This window comes from Cupriavidus basilensis (assembly GCF_029335485.1).
GTDB lineage: Bacteria > Pseudomonadota > Gammaproteobacteria > Burkholderiales > Burkholderiaceae > Cupriavidus > Cupriavidus basilensis_E.
This window is the reverse complement of record NZ_JARJLM010000256.1, coordinates 1-18316: the sequence shown is the minus strand read 5'-3', so window position 1 is coordinate 18316 and position 18316 is coordinate 1. Positions and strand designations below refer to the sequence as shown.

Below are 18316 nucleotides of genomic sequence, written 5' to 3'. Positions count from 1 at the left end.
TCGCGCGCCCGCTCGACGCGGCCCTGCAGCACTTCGACCACATCACCGCGGGCGACCTGAGCCGGCCCGTTGAAATCCATTCGCGCGACGAGATGGGGCAACTGCTGTCGGGCATCGCGAAGATGCAGGACGGCCTGGCGCAAACCGTCCTGGCGGTTCGCACGGGCAGCGATACCATCGCGGCAGCAACCAAGCAGATTGCCGCGGGCAACGTCGACCTCTCCTCGCGCACCGAGGAGCAGGCCGCCTCGCTGGAACAGACCGCAGCCAGCATGGAAGAACTCACCGGCACGGTGAAACAGAACGCCGAGAACGCGCGCCAGGCAGCAGTACTGTCGGCGACCGCATCGAACACCGCCAACCAGGGCGGCGAGGTGATCCGCAATGTCGTGGCGACCATGAGCGAGATCAATGAAAGCTCGACGCGGATCTCCGACATCATCAGCCTCATCGAGGGCATTGCCTTCCAGACCAATATCCTGGCATTGAATGCCGCCGTCGAGGCCGCACGCGCCGGTGAACAGGGGCGCGGCTTTGCCGTCGTCGCCGGCGAAGTGCGGTCGCTGGCCCAGCGCTCTTCCAGCGCCGCCAAGGAGATCAAGGATCTGATCGACAAATCGTCGGCACGCGTGACCACCGGCACCGCGCTGGTCGGCAAGGCGGGGTCCACCATGGACGAAATCATCCGGGACATCCAGCGGGTATCCGACATCATGGGCGAAATCTCCGCCGCCTCGGTCGAACAAACCAGCGGCATCGAGCAGGTCGCGCTGGCGGTGAGCCAGATGGATGAAGTGACGCAACAGAACGCCTCGCTGGTGGAGGAAGCGGCAGCGGCAGCGCAGTCGCTGGAGGAACAGGCCGCCAGGCTGAAGGATACGGTGGCCGTCTTCAGGCTGGGCCATCAAGGCACCGCCAGCGCGCCTGCGTCCCGCCCTGCCCCGTCCGTGCGCAAGACTGCCGCAGCCTCGTCACGGCCGGTCACGCCATCTGCCAGGGCCATCGCGACGACCGCTGCCGTGCCGGCGACGGCCGAGTGGTCGAGCTTCTGAACCGCACCGCAAGGACGCCATGTTCCGCGCGTAACGGCAACCATCCCGGCGTAACGTTACGTGGCGTCATGGCCTGGCTGCTTCGGCACCTGCGCGCGGCGCCGGAGCCGCGCCCCGGGGGGACCGCTGGCCTGCCACCGCAACCCCTTGATCTACCGGATGATTTCTCCCTCCCCCTGGGAAGATCTGAAGCGCTCTCCCGATCCGCGAATCCCCCCACGTGTCCCTCACGAGCCGCTGGCATGACACTTGCGATGACTGCCCGCGGCCGGCATTGCACGCACACGCGTAGCGCCGGCCGACGAGCGCGCGGATACCTCGCCCTGCCCTGCGGGGTCGAGTCCTTCCCGCATAGGCCGATGGGGGACAGCAGTTGCGAAGCCATGCAGAACCGGGCTGCAGAAACGACAAGGGGCGGCACGGCGGAGAAGCGCGCCGCCGACAACCTGGCGTGCATTTCACGCCCACGTTCACCGCCAACGGATGCCGCCTCACCGGGGCTCAGGCCCTGCTGGGCTGTCGGCGTCCGATACCTGGCTTGCCGCTGCCGAATGCGCCCGGGCGCCCGGCCGAGCGCAACGGCGCCGTGGACGCGACTGCGCACCGGCTGCTCGATGAGGTCTGCTGGCAAGTCAGCCAATGGGACAGCGCCGGCCTGCGTCCGCCGCGGATCGCCATCGGAGTCGCGCCCGGCGTGCTGCGGGGGAACGCGCTGCTGGTCCGCCTCGGCGATAGCCAGCGCCGCTACGGGCTCGGCGCCGGCCGGCTGATGCTCGAATGCACCGAAGCCGCGGCGATGCGCGACCCGGCGCAGACCGGACCCATGCTTGAACAGCTCCGGGCCATGGGCGTCGCGGTTGCGCTGGACGACTTCGGCTCGGGCTGCTCCAGCCTGGCCCATCTGCGCAACCTGGCCATCGACCAGATCAAGATAGACCGCCAGCTGGTACAGGGACTGGACAAGCCGGAGTCCAGGGCGCGCGCCATCGTCGCCGCCATCATCGAGATCGGGCGCACGCTCGACATGGAGGTGGTCGCCAAAGGCGTGGAGACACGGGAGCAACTGGATGCGCTGTGCGCCCTGGGGTGCGCCCAGGTGCAGGGCACCCTGTTGTCGCTACCGCTGTCCGGGCCCGAATTTGCCCAACGCTGGCTGGCGTAGTGCTGGCGCCTGGCGTTTTGGACAAAGGCGATCCCCGCCGGCCCGCCACCGGCAACCCCGCCGGATCCGGTGCCATGCCGCGCGACGATGCCGCGAGCCAGTTGACCGATCGACAGCGCCAGCTCCGGCAGGATCTGCCGCACGCGGGGCTGCGCGGCGAACTCTGGCTGGCCTACCAGCCGAAGTTCACCGCACGGGGCAACCGGCTCGCCGGCGCGGAAGCGCTGTTGCGATGGCGGCACGGCACGCTCGGCGCGATCCCGCCTGACGAATTCATCCCGCTCGCCGAAGAGAGCGGCGCGATCATGCGGCTCAGCGAATGGGCGATCGGCGCAGCCAGCCGGCAGATCCATGCGTGGCGACGCCAGGGCCTGGGAGCGCCTCGCATCGCGGTCAATATCTCACTGCGGGATCTGCGCGTGGCCGACCTCGTCGCCTGCCTCCATGACAATCTCTCCCGCTACGGCATCGCGCCAGACCGGCTGATCTTCGAGTTCACGGAATCCTCGGCGATCGGCGCATCCCCGCATTTGACAGGGATGCTCGCCCATCTGCACGCCATTGGACTCGGCGTTGCCATCGATGATTTCGGTACGCGGCATTCGAACCTGTCGCACCTGCTCGAACTCAAGGTGAGCCAACTGAAGATCGACCGCAGCTTTGTCTCGCCCCTGGACGGGGAAGACACCCGCGCGCATCGGATCGTCGCCGTCATCATCAGGCTGGCGCATTCGCTCGGCATCGAGGTCGTGGCCGAAGGCGTGGAAACGGCCCGCCAACTCAGGATACTGAGCGTGCTCGATTGCGATCAGGTTCAGGGCTACTTCCTCGGCCACCCGCTGGAGGCCCGGCTGTTCGCGGAACTTCTGGCGAAGCACGCGTCGTAGGGCCGCTGCCTCCCGCCGAGGCGGTGGGGTCAGCCGTCGTTCGGAACGCATCCCCATCGATATGGTAAGTCACCGAATGCGCCTCCGCCGGCGACACCACTTCCCAGCGATGGAGCATTCTCTCGAGCGCGGCGTTCGTCAGCGAGGTATCCCGCTTGCGATTGCGCGCCATGATGGCAGGTTCCGCCGCCTCAAGATACACAACGTTGACTTCGGCGCCATAGGCGAACAGGAGGTCGAGCGTCTTCGCCCGCATCTGCCGGCTCAGGTGCGTGGCATTCCAGACAAAGGGGCGGCCATCGCGCAGCAGCGCCTTGGCCTGATCGACGGCGAAGTGCATTACCGCGCCTTCGTTCTTCCCGTGCTTGAGCCCCAGGGCCTCGCGCGCATCGTCGAAGCCCACCACCGGCAGCCCCCGGCAGTGCTGTCCGATCCAGGTACTCTTGCCCGTTGCCGGCAAGCCGCTCAAGACCGTGACGACGGAGCCGGCCTCGCGGTGGTACGCATAGTCCGGGTGAACGTCCTCCCCGCGTACGTAGCGCATGCGGGTCCAGCGATCCGCAAATTCGCGCGGCCTGTCATAGCACGCCTCCTCTCTCGCCAGTTCGCGGAAAAGCGCGATATCGACCAGCACCTCGTCGCGATCGGCGCAGATGCGCCCACGCATGTCCGCCTCGGCCAATGCCGCCAGCTCACGCAGGCTGAGCTCGAGCGACAGGCGCCGCACCACCCTCTCGGCGGATTCGCCGGACCGGCTTCCCCGGATGGCATAGAACGGCAGCTGATGCACCTGGATCAGGCGGCAGACCGCTTCGCGGATATTGAACGGTACGCCGCTGCGCCACAGCAGAATGCGCGCATCGACGGCGCCGCGAGCAGAGTGGCCGGGCTGGCCGATCGCCCCCGTTTCGCTATCGACGCGCGTGGTGGCCGGCTTTGCGATATCGTGCAACAGCGCTGCATAGAACAGGACAAAACGGCGCTCCGCACTGGCGGCCGCATAGTCTTCGAGACCTGCCAGTGAACGGACCACCATTTTCGTGTGTGTCCACACATCGCCCTCTGCGTGGTAGCGCGGGTCCTGCGGGGTACGGCGCAATGGCGCCAGGCACGGGATCGCTTCGGTCACGGCGCTCCAGTCCGGATCGGCGCCTGCGCACGGCACCAGCGCCGCCAGGCGTGCATAGGCGGGCGCGCGCAGGACCGGCGAGGCCCGCAGCGACTGCAGGTTGGCTGCGCTCAAAAGATCGGTCATCTCCATCTTGAATCTCCTTGTCGCTGGCGCATGTGGTTCTGCGCGAACGCATGGTTGTGCATCCAGTGCTCGCCCGTCTGGACGTGCCCGCTGCGCACGAACTTCGCCACGCAGCGCCTGAACTCGGCATAGGGGATCTCGCCCGCCAGCCGGACCACATAGCCCTCGGCCTGCTCGCGCTGGCTCTCCCGCCAGAGCGACCGAATCGCAGCGGCGTCGAACACGCCGTCGTAAAGCAGCGGGACCGGCTCGATACCGAGCAAGGCGAACCACTCCAGGGTCTCGTCCCAGCCGAGGCAAAGGTTCTCTCCGTTCCAGATCGAAAAACCCAGGAAAAACGAAGCCAGGTCGCGGTAGGGAATCGTGTGCGTGGCGAACAGGTTCTCGCCGCACACCCGCCAGCGCTCGGGAATATCCGCCCGGATCGCGCCCCAGAAACCTTTGAGCCAGTCCCGGCTTGGGTGATGGCGGCTATCCAGGCTTCTGGCATGCATGCCGGTGCGGTAGAGCGAGCTGTTCTCTCCGTCCATCTTGGACGTGACAATCACGCGCCGTCCGTGGAATGCCTCCAGGGATTCAATCCTCCGGTCATCGTCGCCCAGTCCGGGCGACCATGGCAGGTGTGGGGTACGCGGATACTTCACGCGGCCGGAAACGGGTGCCGATACCGGTGCGGGCGCGGGTTCGCCACCCGGCCCGCGGGCGGCATCCCGGAACGTCTGGTGGGCAGGTTTATCGTCCCGAATGGCTTCGGGCATGTTCATCGTCATTTCGAACTCCAGGAAAATTTGGAGCCGACAATGGGATGGCGCGCGGCGGATTGTCAGTTGCCTCGGGGCAACTCAGGGCAACTCAGGTCTGGCATTGTGTAAAGCGCTGGTAGCAGGCACAGCAGACGATTGCGCGAACGCGCCATCGGCACTCTGCGTGTGCAGGTGTCGTCGGCATCAGGGGGCGATGGCGGACATGCAAGGCACTTTACTCTCCAGGAAAGAAGGGGTGAACAGACTTGCACAAACGTGCAGGCGACGGATATTACACAGTCAGCGCGGATGCGTAAATCGTGCGTTGCGGGTTTTCCACATTTGCGCGCGCCGTGGCGGCGCGGGGAGGGGCGTGGCCCTGACCACCGCCTGGCGAATCCGTCCTTGCCCGCCCGGCACCTCGATGTCGGGCGGGCCGAAACCGAAGTCCACACGGCCGGCCCGCCGGCCGTAGATCATCAGGGGCGTGGCGGCACGATCTGAATTCCCGCATCACGGCCCCGGGACACGGGTCGCTAGTGGCTGATCATCCAGGGCCGCGTGCCGGGAAAGGACTTGGCCGCACCAGGCTGCCCCGCCAGGGCGGCCTTCCCCGCCGAGCAACCGCACCCTGGCCCGTGACGATGCCCCTGGGAGCTGGCCGGCGCATGGGCACTGCGCTCGTTGCCGGCATGCGCCGCCCGGCGGGCGTGCGGCATCAGCGCCAGCATGGTTGCCGTGACCTGCCGCCGGGCTTCCCGGCCGCAGCCCGGGCAGGATTGCGGCGCATCGCGCTCGTCGATGCGCCGCACCGCGGTAAAACTGCCGCAGTCCACGCACGCGTATTCATAAATGGGCATTCGGATCTCCGCTCGTTTGGAGGCCGCCGGCGCGTGGAAAGACAGGAACCCGCGCCGGCCGCCTTTGCTTCACATCGCTTCAGCAGAAGCCGGGGCACTTCAGGATACGTCGGGCGAGAGCAGGACGTCGGCACCTCCCTTGATGTGAGCGGTGGGACCGTTGGCCTGCGGCCGGATATCGAAGTCGAAGATCTGCGTCGGTATCCATAGCGTGGCGCAGGAGTTGGGAATGTCCACGACACCGCTGATATGCCCCTGCACCGGCGCCGTGCCCAGGATGGCGTAGGCCTGCGCGCGCGAGTAGCCGAACTTGGTCAGGTATTCGATCGCGTTCAGGCAGGCCTGCCGGTAGGCGACATTGACGTCCAGGTAGTGCTGCTTGCCGTCTTCATCGACCGAGATGCCCTCGAAGATCAGGTAGTCGTTGTAGGTCGGCGTGATCGGGCTGGGCTTGAAGATGGGATTCCTGATGCCGTACTTCGCCATCCCGCCCTTGATCACGTTCACTCGCATATGCACCCAGCCCGCCATCTCGATGGCGCCGCAGAAGGTGATTTCGCCATCGCCCTGGCTGAAGTGAAGATCGCCGACCGACAGTCCGGCGCCATCCACATACACCGGGAAGTACACCCGCGAGCCGCGCGACAGATCCTTGATGTCGCAATTGCCGCCGTGCTCGCGCGGCGGCACGGTGCGCGCGCCCTCTGCCGCCGCCCGCCTGGCGGCATCGCCATGGAGCTGGCCCACGTGCGCGGTCGCCGCGAAGGGCGGGTTGGCCAGCGGCGGCACGCGGTCGGGGTCGGTCTTGATCAGGCCCACTTCGCGTTCGTTCCAGGTCTGCAGCAGCTTGGGGTCGGGCAGGCAGCCGATCAGCCCGGGGTGGATCAGCCCCGCGAACTGCACGCCGGGCACGTGGCGCGACGTGGTGTAGACCCCGTGGAAGTCCCAGATGGATTTCTGCGCCTGCGGGAAATGGTCCGTCAGGAAACCGCCGCCGTTCTGCTTCGAGAAGAAGCCGTTGAAGCCCCACTGGCTTTCCTGCCTGGCGCCCACGTCGAGCAGGTCGACCACCAGCAGATCGCCCGGCTCGACGCCATGAACGCCCACCGGGCCGGACAGGAAGTGAACGATGGACAGGTCGATGTCCCGCACATCGTCCGCGGACTCGTTGTTCTTGATGAAGCCGCCGGTCCAGTCGTAGGTCTCGAGGATGAATTCGTCGCCGGGATTGACCCAGCAGGCCATCGGGATATCCGGGTGCCAGCGGTTGTGCACCTTCTCGTTCTCGTACGCCGACTGCGCGAGATCGACCTTGATAAGGGTATCTGCCATCTGCCTGTCTCCTTGGTGTGGATCCGGTCAAGCGCCGGATTGCGGCCGTGAAACCGTGCAGCCGTCATGGCTGCCGCCTGAACCGTCAACGTTGCGCGCGGCTGCCCGCCACGTTGCCGGGTCTGTCTATTTGAACGATTCGCTCAGCAGCAGATAGCCGGGCAGCCAGCCCGTCGCGATGCCCGCCAGGACCGTGGCGACACCGGTGAGCTTGAGGATCGGGCGCTGCATCGCGAGCAACAGGAAATACAGGAACCACAGCACGCCCCAGCCGACCCAGCACCATGCGAACCAGATATCCCAGACGGAACCGGCGTGGCGCAGCGCGTCGATGGCGACGGGAATCACCGTGACCGAAACGAACAGGCTGAACCAGCCCAGGCCGCGCCCGTCGGCGCCATTGAAGCGGTTGAGCGCCACCCACAGGTAGGTGAAGGTGAACAGCAGCGTCAGCGCGCCGGCCTTGATCGACGCGCTATCCGCCGCGCCGCCGAAGATGAGCCGCAGCGATACCAGCATGGTCACTCCGCCGGCGAAGATATTCACGACCCAGATCTCGCGGTCGCCTATTTTTCCGAGCAGCCAAAGGCCGTTCAGGCACAGCACTGCGCCGACGTACAGCAAGGTCAGGCCTAGCATGGCTTGTCTCCTCCGTGAGGTGGTCTTGTTTTTGGCAGGTGCTCGTGGTCCCGGCTCCGGGCAGACGCGCTTCGGATGCCAGCGCGGATGCCGATGCCGGCCGGGTCCCGACGCCCTGGCGCCGCACGGTGCCAAGGGGCGATGGATCAACTATATGTGGGGACGGACAGACGCGAATCCTTCACGGCGAGGATTTCCGTCTCATCCGGCTGGGTGATGCGACCTCACCCGGGCGCATGAGCCGATGGCGCCTGGGGGCACGAAGGCAAGGTGGCAAACGGCATTGGGGAAGCAGGGAACGCCGCGGAAATGCCGGCCTCCTGAGGCCTCCGGGCAAACGGCCAGGGCTTGTGGGCGCTCAGCCTGGCGGGCAGTGCTGGGCGTGCAGGCGCACCAACTCCATCTGGCCATGCGTATTGGTTTTCTGGAAAATCTGCTTGAGGTGGCTGCGCACCGTATTCTCGGATACGTGCAGCGCCTCGGCCAGGCTGGCGATCGAGTGGCCGGCGAAGACCAGCGCGTTGACCCGCGCCTGGGCCTCGCTCAGCTTGAACTGGCGCGCGAACAGGCAGTCGTGGTGCGCGTGCTCCACCCCCTGCCGGCGCGCACTCACCACCACCACCGCGCGTTCCTCGCCCAGGCCGCTGCGCAAGGACGCGCCGGCGGGCTGCAGGGTCAGCGTGGTAGGCAATGCGTAGCCAGGCGCCGAGACCGACAGCACCTGCGTGGGATGGGCGGCGTGCGCGTCGCCCGTGTCCCCGGCCCTGCGGGCCAGTGCCACCAGCATCTCGCGCAGGGCGCGGTGGTCGGTTGGCATCACGGCGGCGAGATAGTCGCCGTCCCGGTACAACCCGCTGCCCTGGCCGCAGAGCGCGAGCGCGCTGCGGTTGCAGTAGACGATGCGCCCGTCCTGCTCCACCAGGAAGGTGGCGTGCGGATGGCCGTCGATGATGCGCATCAGCGCCTGGCTCAGGTCGGCGGCACTGTGCCGTTGCCAGCGGTTCTCCAGCGACAGCGCCATATGCGCCAGCAGCCCGCGGAATTCCACCTTTTCCTTCGTACCAAAGCGCCGCTGCTCTTCGTGCCGGTACAACTCGAGGAAGTAGACCACGTCGGCCTCGCGGGCCACCACGCCGCACAGGCGGTGCAGGTATCGATGGGGCCGCAGCAGCGCATGGTAGAAGTCCGTCCTGACCAGGTCGCCGTTGCTGAGCATGTCGTCGCCGCCGATCACCTGCAGGGGCTGATAGGCATGACTGGAAAGGAACCAGGGATTGCGTGGCGAATACTCGGCAAAGGTGCGGAAGAACGCCGCATCCTCGGGCGCGCCGTACAGTACCGCGCCTTGCCCGCCGGCCAGATGCCGCCGCGCCAGCACGGCCGTGCCCGCGGCAAACCGGGCGCGCACCTGCGCGATGACGCCACGCCACCCGTCGTCGTCGCGCGCGGCGTGGATACGGTAGACCAGCTCGCCGGCTTGGGGCTCGGCGCTATCGGCATGCTTCGCGGTCAACCGCGCGTCCTCCATGGCATCGGGCATAGTGGATTCAGCGGCTTCCAGGGAAATGCCGGCTGCCACGGCCTCTTGAATACGAGATTTGCCGGCCAGTGTTTGCGCTGGAACCTCAAAAGTCAAGATGCGCGTTCCTGCTGCCGCGCAGCATTGCGTCCGCGCGCGGACGCCGGATCCCGCGCCTGCCGCGCGCCGCAGGCATGTCATTGCGCAGGGGCCGGAATCAGTCAATAATCGAAGCGCTCGCCGCCAACCCGCCGCCTCGATCCACCCCGGATCGGCGCCCCGGACCCGCATAGCACCCGAAGCCCCCACGCCATGCGCATCAAACGTGAATATCAATCCTGGGTCGCGAACGAAACCCTGGAGGATTACGCGCTACGCTACGCGGCACGCTCCTACCGGCGGTGGTCGCCGTTCACGCTGGCCAATACGGCCATCGGCGGCGTGTCTTTCCTGGCGCTGGAGGCGATAGGCGCCAGCGTCACGCTCAGCTTCGGCTTCCAGAACGCGTTCCCGGCCATCGTGCTGGTCTGCTTGCTGATCTTCCTGATCGGCCTGCCGGTGGCCTATCACGCCAGCGTTGCCAACGTGGACATCGACCTGCTCACGCGCGGCGCCGGCTTCGGCTATGCCGGGTCCACCATCACGTCGCTGATCTACGCGTCCTTCACCTTTATCTTCTTCGCATTGGAGTCCGCCATCCTGGCCCAGGCGCTGGCCATTGCCACCGGCCTGAACCTGACGGTCGGCTACCTGGTCTGCTCGCTGGTGATCGTGCCGCTGGTGTTCTTCGGGGTTACCCTGATCAACAAACTGCAGATGTGGACGCAGCCGCTATGGCTGCTGCTCCTGGTGCTGCCCTTCGTCTACATCCTGCGGCGCGATCCCGGCGTGCTGGCGCAATGGGCCACGTTCACCGGACGCGACGGCGCATCGCCGGCGTTCAGCGTGCTGGCCTTCGGCGCCGCCGCCGGCGTGCTGTTCTCGCTGATGGGACAGATCGGCGAGCAGGTGGACTACCTGCGCTTCCTGCCCGAGCGCACCGCCAAGAACCGGTGGAGCTGGTGGAGCGCGCTGCTGCTGGCGGGACCGGGCTGGATCCTGATCGGCGGCCTCAAGGTGCTGGCGGGCAGCCTGCTGGCGGTGCTCGCGGTGCAGGCCGGCATGGCCGCCGGCCAGGCCATGGAACCCATGCACTTGTACGTGTGGGCGTATGGGCAGGTCTTCGACCGGCCCGAGGTCGTGCTGGCGGTGGCGCTGCTGTTCGTGCTGGTCTCGCAGATCAAGATCAACGTCACCAACGCCTACGCGGGATCGCTGGCTTGGTCGAATGTGTTCGTGCGGCTGGCGCACTACCATCCGGGCCGCGTGGTCTGGCTGGTGTTCAACGTCCTGATCGCGTTGCTGCTGACCCTGCTCGGCATCTTCAGCACGCTGGAGGCCGTGCTCAGCGTCTACTCCAACCTGGTGAGCGCCTGGCTCGGCGCCCTGGCGGCCGACCTCGTCGTGCTCAAGCCCCTCGGCATCAGCCCGCGCCATATCGAATTCCGCCGCGCCTGCCTGTATGCCTTCAACCCGGTGGGCTGCGGCGCCATGCTGATCGCCTCGACGGCCGGCATCGGCGCCTACTCGGGCCTGCTGGGGCCCCTGGCGCAGGCCTATTCGGCCTTCATCGCGCTGGGCGCGTCGTTCGCCAGCGCCATCCTGATCGCCTATGCGACTGGCGGCCGCTACTATATCGCGCGGGAAGAAACGCAATATCGCGACGCCAGTGCCGACGAGCCGATCCGCTGCTGCATCTGCGAGCGCGACTACGAAGCCCCCGACATGGCGCACTGCCCCTTCTACGCGGGGCCGATCTGCTCGCTGTGCTGCGGCCTGGACAACCATTGCAGCGATACCTGCAAGGAACCCGGCAGCGCCGCGCAGACGCGGGCATGGCCGCAGGCAAACATCTTCCTGCGCATCCTGCCACCGCATTTCCTGCGGCGCCTGGCGCGCTTCCTGGGCCTGTTCGTGATCGCATCGGCTGCCATGGGCGCGGTGTTCCTGCTCGCCTGCCGGCTGCTCGGCGAGGGCGCTCCGCCGTCCGCCGGCGGACTCGGCGACCTGCTGCTGCGCGTGTACTCGGCCACCCTGCCCCTGCTGGCATTCGGCGCGTGGTGGATCGTGCTGTCGCACGAAAGCCGCGAGCTGGCGCAAATCGAACTGATGGAATCGCTGCGCCATCTGGAATCGGCGCGCAAGGACCTGGTGGAAGCGGAGAAGATGGCGTCGCTGGGCGCACTGGTGGCGGGGGTCGCGCACGAGATCAATACGCCGGTAGGCATCGCCGTCAGCGCCGCGTCCTACCTGCAGGACCGCACCGGCGCCACGCAGGCGCTGGTCGCTGGCGGAGGACTGACGCAGGCGGAACTGCAGCGCTACCTGTCGGACGCCGCGCAATCCGCCCGGCTGTTGCTGTCCAACGCAAACCGCGCGGCGGAACTGGTGCAGAGCTTCAAGCAGATGGCGGTGGACCAGACCAGCGAGAAGCGGCGCAGCTTCGATCTCGGCGACTATGTCCGCGAAACCGTGATCAGCCTCGACCCGCGGCTGCGCGATACGCGCGTGCAATTGCAGATCGACTGCCCGTCCGGCATCGCCATGAACGGCTATCCTGGCACGATCGCGCAGATCCTGACCAACCTGATCATGAACTCGCTGCTCCACGCGTTCCGCGGCGACGAGGCCGGCACCATCCGCATCGCCGCGCGGCTCGCGGCCGGCGACGAAGTGGTGATCTCCCACGCCGACAACGGCTGCGGCATTCCGGACACCCTGCACGAGAAAATCTTCGAACCCTTTTTCACCTCGCGCCGCGGCAAGGGCGGCAGCGGGCTGGGCCTGCACCTGGTCTACAACCTGGTCACGCAGCGCCTGGGTGGCACCATCGCGGTAAGCAATGGCACCGGCAAAGATGGCGCAGGCGCCGTCTTCACCGTTCGGATACCGCGTGTCACGCCCTCCGCAAAGGCCACCATTCCGATCGCATCCGTCAAGAGCCAGAGCCCGTCATCGAGCCCGTCATGAATACATCCTTGTCTATGCCCGCGTGGAAGGTCCTCCTGGTCGACGACGATCCTGATGTGCACGAGATCACGCAACTGGTGCTGATGGACCTGACGTTCTCCGGCCGCAAGGTCCAGCTCCATAGCGTCTACTCCGGCGCGCAATGCAATGCGTACCTGAGCGCGCATCCCGACACGGCTCTGGTGCTGCTCGACGTGGTGATGGAAACCGATGACGCAGGCCTGGCGACGGTGCGCTACATCCGCGAGCAACTGCGCAACGCCGACCTGCAGATCGTGCTGCGCACCGGGCATCCCGGTCTGGCGCCCGAGCGCGAGGTCATCACAGGTTACGAGATCAACGGCTACTTTCTCAAGACGGAACTGACGGCGCAGAAACTCACGTCCGTGGTCATCGGCGGCCTGCGCACGTACCAGTATGTCAAGGCGCTGCAGCAGGCCAGTACGCTGCAACCCGGGGCGGGACTGCTCGCCGCCCGCCCGTCACCCGACCTCCCCAGCGCCGCGGCAGCCAGCGACCCCGCTGTGGAAGATGCCGTCGAAGCGAGCCTGCGCGGCGGGCAGTACCGCCTGCTGGCGGTATCCCAGTTCGACCTGGGTTCCGCCGCCATTGCCGCGATCGCGCTGCTGCCGGAGTGGCGGGTCCCGGACGGCTGGCTGCCGCATACTGAAATCGCCGGCCGTCTCCGCCGGCCCGGCCTGGTGAGCGAGATCAACGCGGTGCTGCTGCGCCGCGCCTGCGCGCTGGCGCAAGCCTGGCACGTGGACCCGCAGGCCGCCGTGTCCGGCCCGGTTCGCGTCAGCGTGCCCATCCTGCTGCCGCAGGTAGCCGGCGCGGAGGAATCCGCGCTGCTGGCCTTACCGGAATTGCTCAGGCAATGCCTGTGCGAGACCGGCCAGTCCGGCAACGTGCTCGACCTGCAACTGCCCGTCAGCATACTGGGCACGGCCACGGAATCGGCCCGCCTCGCCTGCGCCCGGGTCCAGGAGCAAGGCGCGTCGGTAACGCTGGCCGACGTGGGCGACACGCCCATCTCCCTGGCCAACCTGCAGTGCCTGCTGCCCGACCGGCTGCAGATTCCACAGGGCTATGTGCGCAACGTGGCCACCGATGCCAAACGCGCGGCCATCGCACGCGCCGTGATCGCACTGGCGCATACGCTCGGCATGCAGGTGCTGGCCAACGGACTGGCCAGTTCCGACGAACTGCAGTTCTTCAAGTGGGAAGGCTGCGACCACGGGCAGGGAGACGTGCTGGGCACGGCATGGGAGACGACCGGATGGTTGCAGGCGGCCGCCGGGAAATAGGGATGGAGCGGCATGGCATTGACGGCGAGCGCCACTTTCCACTCGATGCCACGCAGATCATCAGTGGCGAGGTAGCGGCAAAACTGCGCAGGACATCCACGAAGCCGGCGCCGCCTGAACTGCAACGCCCTGCACGTCGAGGTCCTGAAAGCCCGCGATAGTCAACGAATCCGCGCGCATCGGATCGGAGCAGCGCATTGCCGGCTACGCGGACCCGCCAGGAAAATACCTCGAATGCGCCGCTGCCGGAATACCGGGGGCGCCTTCAACCTCGCCCGGCGGATCCGCTCGCTTTCGCACGCATGCCCGGACCTACGGCTTAGCGGATCGTCTCGTCTTGCGCATCGCCGGCTCGCGCGCCCGCAGCACAGGCAGCAACTCCGCAAGAAAACTGCGCGCGGCAACCGATAGCCTGGCCGACTTCCGGCGGATCAGCGAGATGCGGTGGATCTGCTGCGCCCGGCTGTCGATCTCCACCGCCGCCATGCCCCACTCGCTGGCGATATCGGCCGCGTAACCTGGCAGCACGACAATGCCGGCGCCGGCACGCGCCAGCCCAAGCGCCACCGTCAACGTCCCCGCCTCGATCTGGCTCGGCAGCGCGATGCCTTCCTTTTTCAGCACGTGATCGAGCGTGCGCCGCACACTGTAGACCCGCCGCAGGCTCACATGCTGCCACTGGGCGAGATCCGCCCACTTGACGGACTTCCTGCCCGCGATAGGGTGCCCTTGCGGCGCGACCGCAACCAGGCGGTCGCGGAACACAAGCTCCTCCTCCACGCCAGGCACCTCGCTATCCAGCGAACCAAACCCGAAGTCCACCTGGCCGGACCGCACGCTCTCCACCGTGTCGTCGGTCGACAGCTCATGCAGATCGAACCGGATACCCGGATACCGCTCCCGGTATCGCGCAATGGGCTCGGCAAGCAGCCCATAAATCATCAGCGGCGAGGCGGCGATGCTGATCTGCCCGCGCGTCAGGTCGGACAACTCCACCACGCTGCGCGTCGCGGCCTGCATGCTGGCCATGATGTCCTCGGCGAAGCCGCGGAACTCGCGCGCAGCATCGTTAGGCTCCACCCGCCGGCTGGTGCGGTCGAATAGCGCAAAGCCGAGCTGCAACTCCAGCTCCGCCACCATCTTGCTGACCGCGGATTGCGTCACGTGCATCCGCGCCGCGGTCGCGGTGAAGCTGCGCGACTCAAACAGTGCCAGGAAAACCTGAAGCTGGCGTAGGGTGATATTCATTCCAGTATGGACTTGAACTATGCGAATAATTCCATTGTTCCATAGATGCACCGCCCCTAACATCGTGGCAAACCCAAGCCAAGGAGACGCACCGATGAGCACCGCGCCAGATTCCACGCCCCGTTGCATCACCGAAACCGACGCCGATGGCGTGGTGACCGTGACGCTCGACAACGGCCGCCTCAACCTGCTGACCGGCGAGGCGGCCGCGATCTACACGCAAACCCTGCGCGAGCTCGCGTACGACACCGGTATCCGCCTGCTGGTGCTGCGCGGCGGCCCCGCGGCGTTCCTGGGCGGCGCGGATATCAAGTTCCTCAAGGATGCCGGCAAGCGCGATATCGACACCTATATCCGCGGCGTATTCGGCCTGTGCGAGCAGATCCGAGACCTGCCCTTCCCGACCATGTCGGTGATGTGCGGATACTGCCTCGGCGCCGGCATGGAAGTGGCCGCCATGTGCGATATCAAGATCGCGAGCCATGACGCGCAACTCGGCATGCCCGAGGTCAAGCTGGGCGTGCCCTCCGTGATACACGCGGCCATGCTGCCCGGCATGATCGGCTGGGGCCGGACCCGTGACCTGCTGCTGAGCGGGCGCATGATCGGCGCGCGGCAGGCATGCGACTGGGGGCTGGTGACCGACGTCGCGCCGGAGGGCGGCCTCGAGCCGCGCGTGGACGAGTGGAAGCGGGAAATGCTCACCGGCGCTCCGGTCGCGATGCGCATCCAGAAGGACCTGATCCGCCGCTGGGAACGGATGCCGACACAGGAAGCCATCGCCATCGGCATCGATGGCCTGGTTTCCGCGTACGGCACCAGCGAGCCCAGGGAATACATGGAGCACTTCCTCAGTGCGAGGAAGCGGGCCTGAGCCGGCCGAAGAACTGGAGGAGACAATAAGATCATGAAGACACGGCAGTTCCGCAGATTGGCAACCGGCATCGCCTTCGCGGCGGTGGCCGGTGCAAGCCAGGCCGCCCCCTACCCGTCCCAGCCGATCCGCCTGGTGGTGCCGTTCGCGGCGGGCGGACTCACCGACGTGCTCGCGCGGCAGTTGTCGAAGACCCTGCAAGGCGCGTTGAAGCAGCCGGTGGTGGTCGACAACAAGCCTGGCGCCGGCGGCATCATCGGCGCCGAGATCGTCGCCAAAGCCAGGGCGGACGGCTATACGCTGCTGGTCACCACGACGGCCCACGTGGTCAACCCGGCGGTGGCGAAAAGCCTGCCCTATAACACCGAGAAAGACTTCGCGCCCATCGCCAAGCTGGCCAGCACGCCAACCGTGCTGGCGGTCAATCCCTCCGTACCGGCGAATAACCTCAAGGAACTGCTGGCCTTCGCACGGCAGTCCGGTGGCGTGACCTACGGCTCGTCCGGGCCAGGCGGCATCACCCATCTCTCCGGCGAACTCCTTGCCGCGAGGACCGGCGCCCCGTTCGTGCATGTCCCTTACAAGGGCACGGCACTCGCCGTCAACGACCTGCTCGGCGGACAGATCAATGCCTCGTTTGTCGATGCGCTGACGGCAACGAAGTTCGTCGAGAGCGGCAAGCTGCGCGCGATCGGGGTCACCACAGCATCCAGGAGCGCCGCGCTTCCCAACGTGCCGACCCTTGCCGAGCAAGGCGTGCCTGGCTACGACACGGAGATCTGGATCGGTTTCTACGCCCCCGGCGGTACGCCGCCGGAGGTCCTGGGGCGCTTGAACCAGCTGGCCGTGGCATCGATGACCGAACCTGCCTTCCGGGCCACCCTGCAGCAACAGGGCACGACGGCGGGAACCATGGGCCTGGCCGAGTTCCAGGCCTATGTCGCCAGCGAGATCGCCAAGTGGCGCATTGTCGTGCAAACCGCTCACATCCAGCCACAGTAGAAAAGGAGCCGGCATGCCATCACCCCTTGCCGGGATCCGGATACTGGATCTGACCAGCGTGATCATGGGCCCCTATGCCACCCAGATGCTGGCTGAGTACGGCGCCGATGTGATCAAGGTCGAGCCCCCGGAGGGCGACATCATGAGAAAAATGGGACCTTGCGGCAAAGCCGGCATGGGCCCGGTGTTCCTCAACCTCAACCGCGGCAAGCGCAGCCTGTGCCTGGACCTGAAATCGGCGGCCGGCCGGGACGCCATGTACCGGGCGGTGGCAAGCGCCGATGTCTTCATCACCAATGTCCGGCTGAAAGCGCTGAAGAAGCTGGGGCTCGACCGGGATGCGCTGCACCAGCACAATCCGCGTCTTATCTACCTGTTCCTGTCCGGGTTCTCCGAAGCGGGCAGGCATGCGGGCCGGCCGGCGTACGACGACCTGATCCAGGCCATGGTCGGGCTGCCGCACCTGAGTACGGCGGCGGCCGGCGGCGATCCGAGGTACGTGCCGCTGAATATCGCGGACAAGACCATGGGCCTGTTCGCCGCACAGACCGTGCTGGCCGCATTGCTGCAGCGCGCCCGGAGCGGCAGCGGACAGTACATCGAGCTGCCGATGTACGAGACCATGGCGGGCTTCGTGTTGCTGGACCATCTCGCCGGCAACACACTGGTTCCGCCCGTCGGCGAGCCTGGAAACCCCCGGCTCGTCTCCCGCTATCGCAGACCTTACCGGACCCGGGACGGCTGGCTCAGCACGATGATCTATACGGACGGCCACTGGGCGGCATTCCTGGCCCTGGTCGGCCGGCCCGACATCTGGGAGCGGGACCGCCGCTTCGGCTCGGTAGCGGCCCGAACGGAATGCGTGGACATTGTCTACGCATTCATCGAGGAACAGATGCTGCAGCGCGACTCCGCTGACTGGCTGGAAGCCCTGGCACGCGCCGATATCCCGGTCGCCCCGATTGCGGATCTCAAGGCGCTGGTGGACGATCTCCGGCAGTCGCCGGCGGGCGTCATCGAGGAATACCAGGGCCACTCGGGAGAGCGCTATCTGGGGGTGTCGCCCGCTGTGCGGTGGGCGGGCGCATCGGCACCGCTCGCCGCCGCGCCATCGCTGGGCGAACACAACGAGGAAATCCTGCGCGAACTGCCCGCTGCGCACAGAGAGAGCCGGCCACAATCCCGCTAGCAAGGTAACGCCGGCGCTGTGAAATATCGTTACAGTTCCATTTCCCGGCGCGGCAGCGGCACTACTAGCGTGAATCCGCCGCGCTTGCCGCGCGGATGTGACGTGCCTGACGCGGCCCGCCGGGCGGCTCGTTAATTTCCATTACAAGGAAAAAGAAAAACCGCCCCGGCAAAGGGCG

15 protein-coding genes are annotated in these 18316 nt (G+C 66.8%); 8 read left to right on the top strand and 7 right to left on the bottom strand.

What is annotated here, in order from left to right; translation table 11 throughout:
• The 3 genes from P3W85_RS14885 to P3W85_RS14875 form a co-directional block, all read left to right on the top strand.
• A partial coding sequence (locus P3W85_RS14885) for a methyl-accepting chemotaxis protein (protein ID WP_276265364.1) occupies positions 1-1052 on the top strand: 1052 nt, incomplete at its 5' end.
• Between the two features lie 451 nt (positions 1053-1503).
• Positions 1504-2214, top strand: a complete 711-nt coding sequence (locus P3W85_RS14880; protein ID WP_276265363.1) for an EAL domain-containing protein — start codon at positions 1504-1506, stop codon at positions 2212-2214.
• Between the two features lie 17 nt (positions 2215-2231).
• Positions 2232-3101, top strand: a complete 870-nt coding sequence (locus P3W85_RS14875; RefSeq protein ID WP_276265362.1) for an EAL domain-containing protein — start codon at positions 2232-2234, stop codon at positions 3099-3101.
• Here the strand turns inward: P3W85_RS14875 and P3W85_RS14870 are convergent.
• The 6 genes from P3W85_RS14870 to P3W85_RS14845 form a co-directional block, all read right to left on the bottom strand.
• Positions 2995-4362 (bottom strand): AAA family ATPase, encoded by a 1368-nt coding sequence (locus P3W85_RS14870; RefSeq protein ID WP_276265361.1) that lies wholly within the window; start codon positions 4360-4362, stop codon positions 2995-2997. The genes P3W85_RS14875 and P3W85_RS14870 overlap by 107 nt on opposite strands.
• Positions 4353-5126 carry an RNA ligase family protein gene (locus P3W85_RS14865; RefSeq protein ID WP_276265360.1) on the bottom strand — a complete coding sequence of 258 codons (774 nt, stop codon included), beginning with the start codon at positions 5124-5126 and terminating at the stop codon, positions 4353-4355. The genes P3W85_RS14870 and P3W85_RS14865 overlap by 10 nt, the downstream gene beginning before the upstream one ends.
• A gap of 509 nt (positions 5127-5635) precedes the next feature.
• Complete coding sequence (locus tag P3W85_RS14860) at positions 5636-5959, bottom strand: FmdB family zinc ribbon protein (RefSeq protein WP_276265359.1); 324 nt, start codon at positions 5957-5959, stop codon at positions 5636-5638.
• Positions 5960-6058: 99 nt separating this feature from the next.
• Complete coding sequence (gene fmdA / locus P3W85_RS14855; RefSeq protein ID WP_276265358.1) at positions 6059-7291, bottom strand: formamidase; 1233 nt, start codon at positions 7289-7291, stop codon at positions 6059-6061.
• 126 nt (positions 7292-7417) lie between these two features.
• Positions 7418-7930, bottom strand: a complete 513-nt coding sequence (locus P3W85_RS14850) for an AmiS/UreI family transporter (protein ID WP_017228358.1) — start codon at positions 7928-7930, stop codon at positions 7418-7420.
• A gap of 358 nt (positions 7931-8288) precedes the next feature.
• Positions 8289-9470: a LuxR C-terminal-related transcriptional regulator gene (locus P3W85_RS14845; RefSeq protein ID WP_276265357.1), complete on the bottom strand. Its 1182-nt coding sequence runs from the start codon at positions 9468-9470 to the stop codon at positions 8289-8291.
• Between the two features lie 291 nt (positions 9471-9761).
• Here P3W85_RS14845 and P3W85_RS14840 point away from each other — a divergent pair, with 291 nt between their 5' ends.
• Complete coding sequence (locus tag P3W85_RS14840) at positions 9762-12518, top strand: ATP-binding protein (RefSeq protein WP_276265356.1); 2757 nt, start codon at positions 9762-9764, stop codon at positions 12516-12518.
• The gene (locus tag P3W85_RS14835; RefSeq protein ID WP_276265355.1) at positions 12515-13825 is read left to right on the top strand and encodes an EAL domain-containing response regulator; all 1311 of its coding nucleotides are present in this window, start codon (positions 12515-12517) and stop codon (positions 13823-13825) included. The genes P3W85_RS14840 and P3W85_RS14835 overlap by 4 nt, the downstream gene beginning before the upstream one ends.
• 312 nt (positions 13826-14137) lie before the next feature.
• On the opposite strand, the gene P3W85_RS14830 is transcribed toward P3W85_RS14835, so the two are convergent.
• Positions 14138-15073: a LysR family transcriptional regulator gene (locus tag P3W85_RS14830; RefSeq protein WP_276265354.1), complete on the bottom strand. Its 936-nt coding sequence runs from the start codon at positions 15071-15073 to the stop codon at positions 14138-14140.
• A 94-nt stretch (positions 15074-15167) separates the two neighbouring features.
• On the opposite strand from P3W85_RS14830, the gene P3W85_RS14825 reads away from it, so the two are divergent.
• Genes P3W85_RS14825 through P3W85_RS14815 form a run of 3 tightly spaced genes read left to right on the top strand, consistent with a single transcriptional unit; the run spans position 15168 to position 18138 of the window.
• A complete protein-coding gene (locus P3W85_RS14825; protein WP_276265353.1) occupies positions 15168-15947 on the top strand; it encodes an enoyl-CoA hydratase-related protein in 780 nt (259 codons plus the stop codon).
• Positions 15948-15980: 33 nt separating this feature from the next.
• The gene (locus tag P3W85_RS14820; protein WP_276265352.1) at positions 15981-16949 is read left to right on the top strand and encodes a tripartite tricarboxylate transporter substrate binding protein; all 969 of its coding nucleotides are present in this window, start codon (positions 15981-15983) and stop codon (positions 16947-16949) included.
• Positions 16950-16962: 13 nt separating this feature from the next.
• Positions 16963-18138, top strand: coding sequence for a CaiB/BaiF CoA transferase family protein (locus P3W85_RS14815; RefSeq protein ID WP_276265351.1), 1176 nt, complete (start codon positions 16963-16965; stop codon positions 18136-18138).
• The last annotated feature ends 178 nt before the right edge of the window (positions 18139-18316 follow it).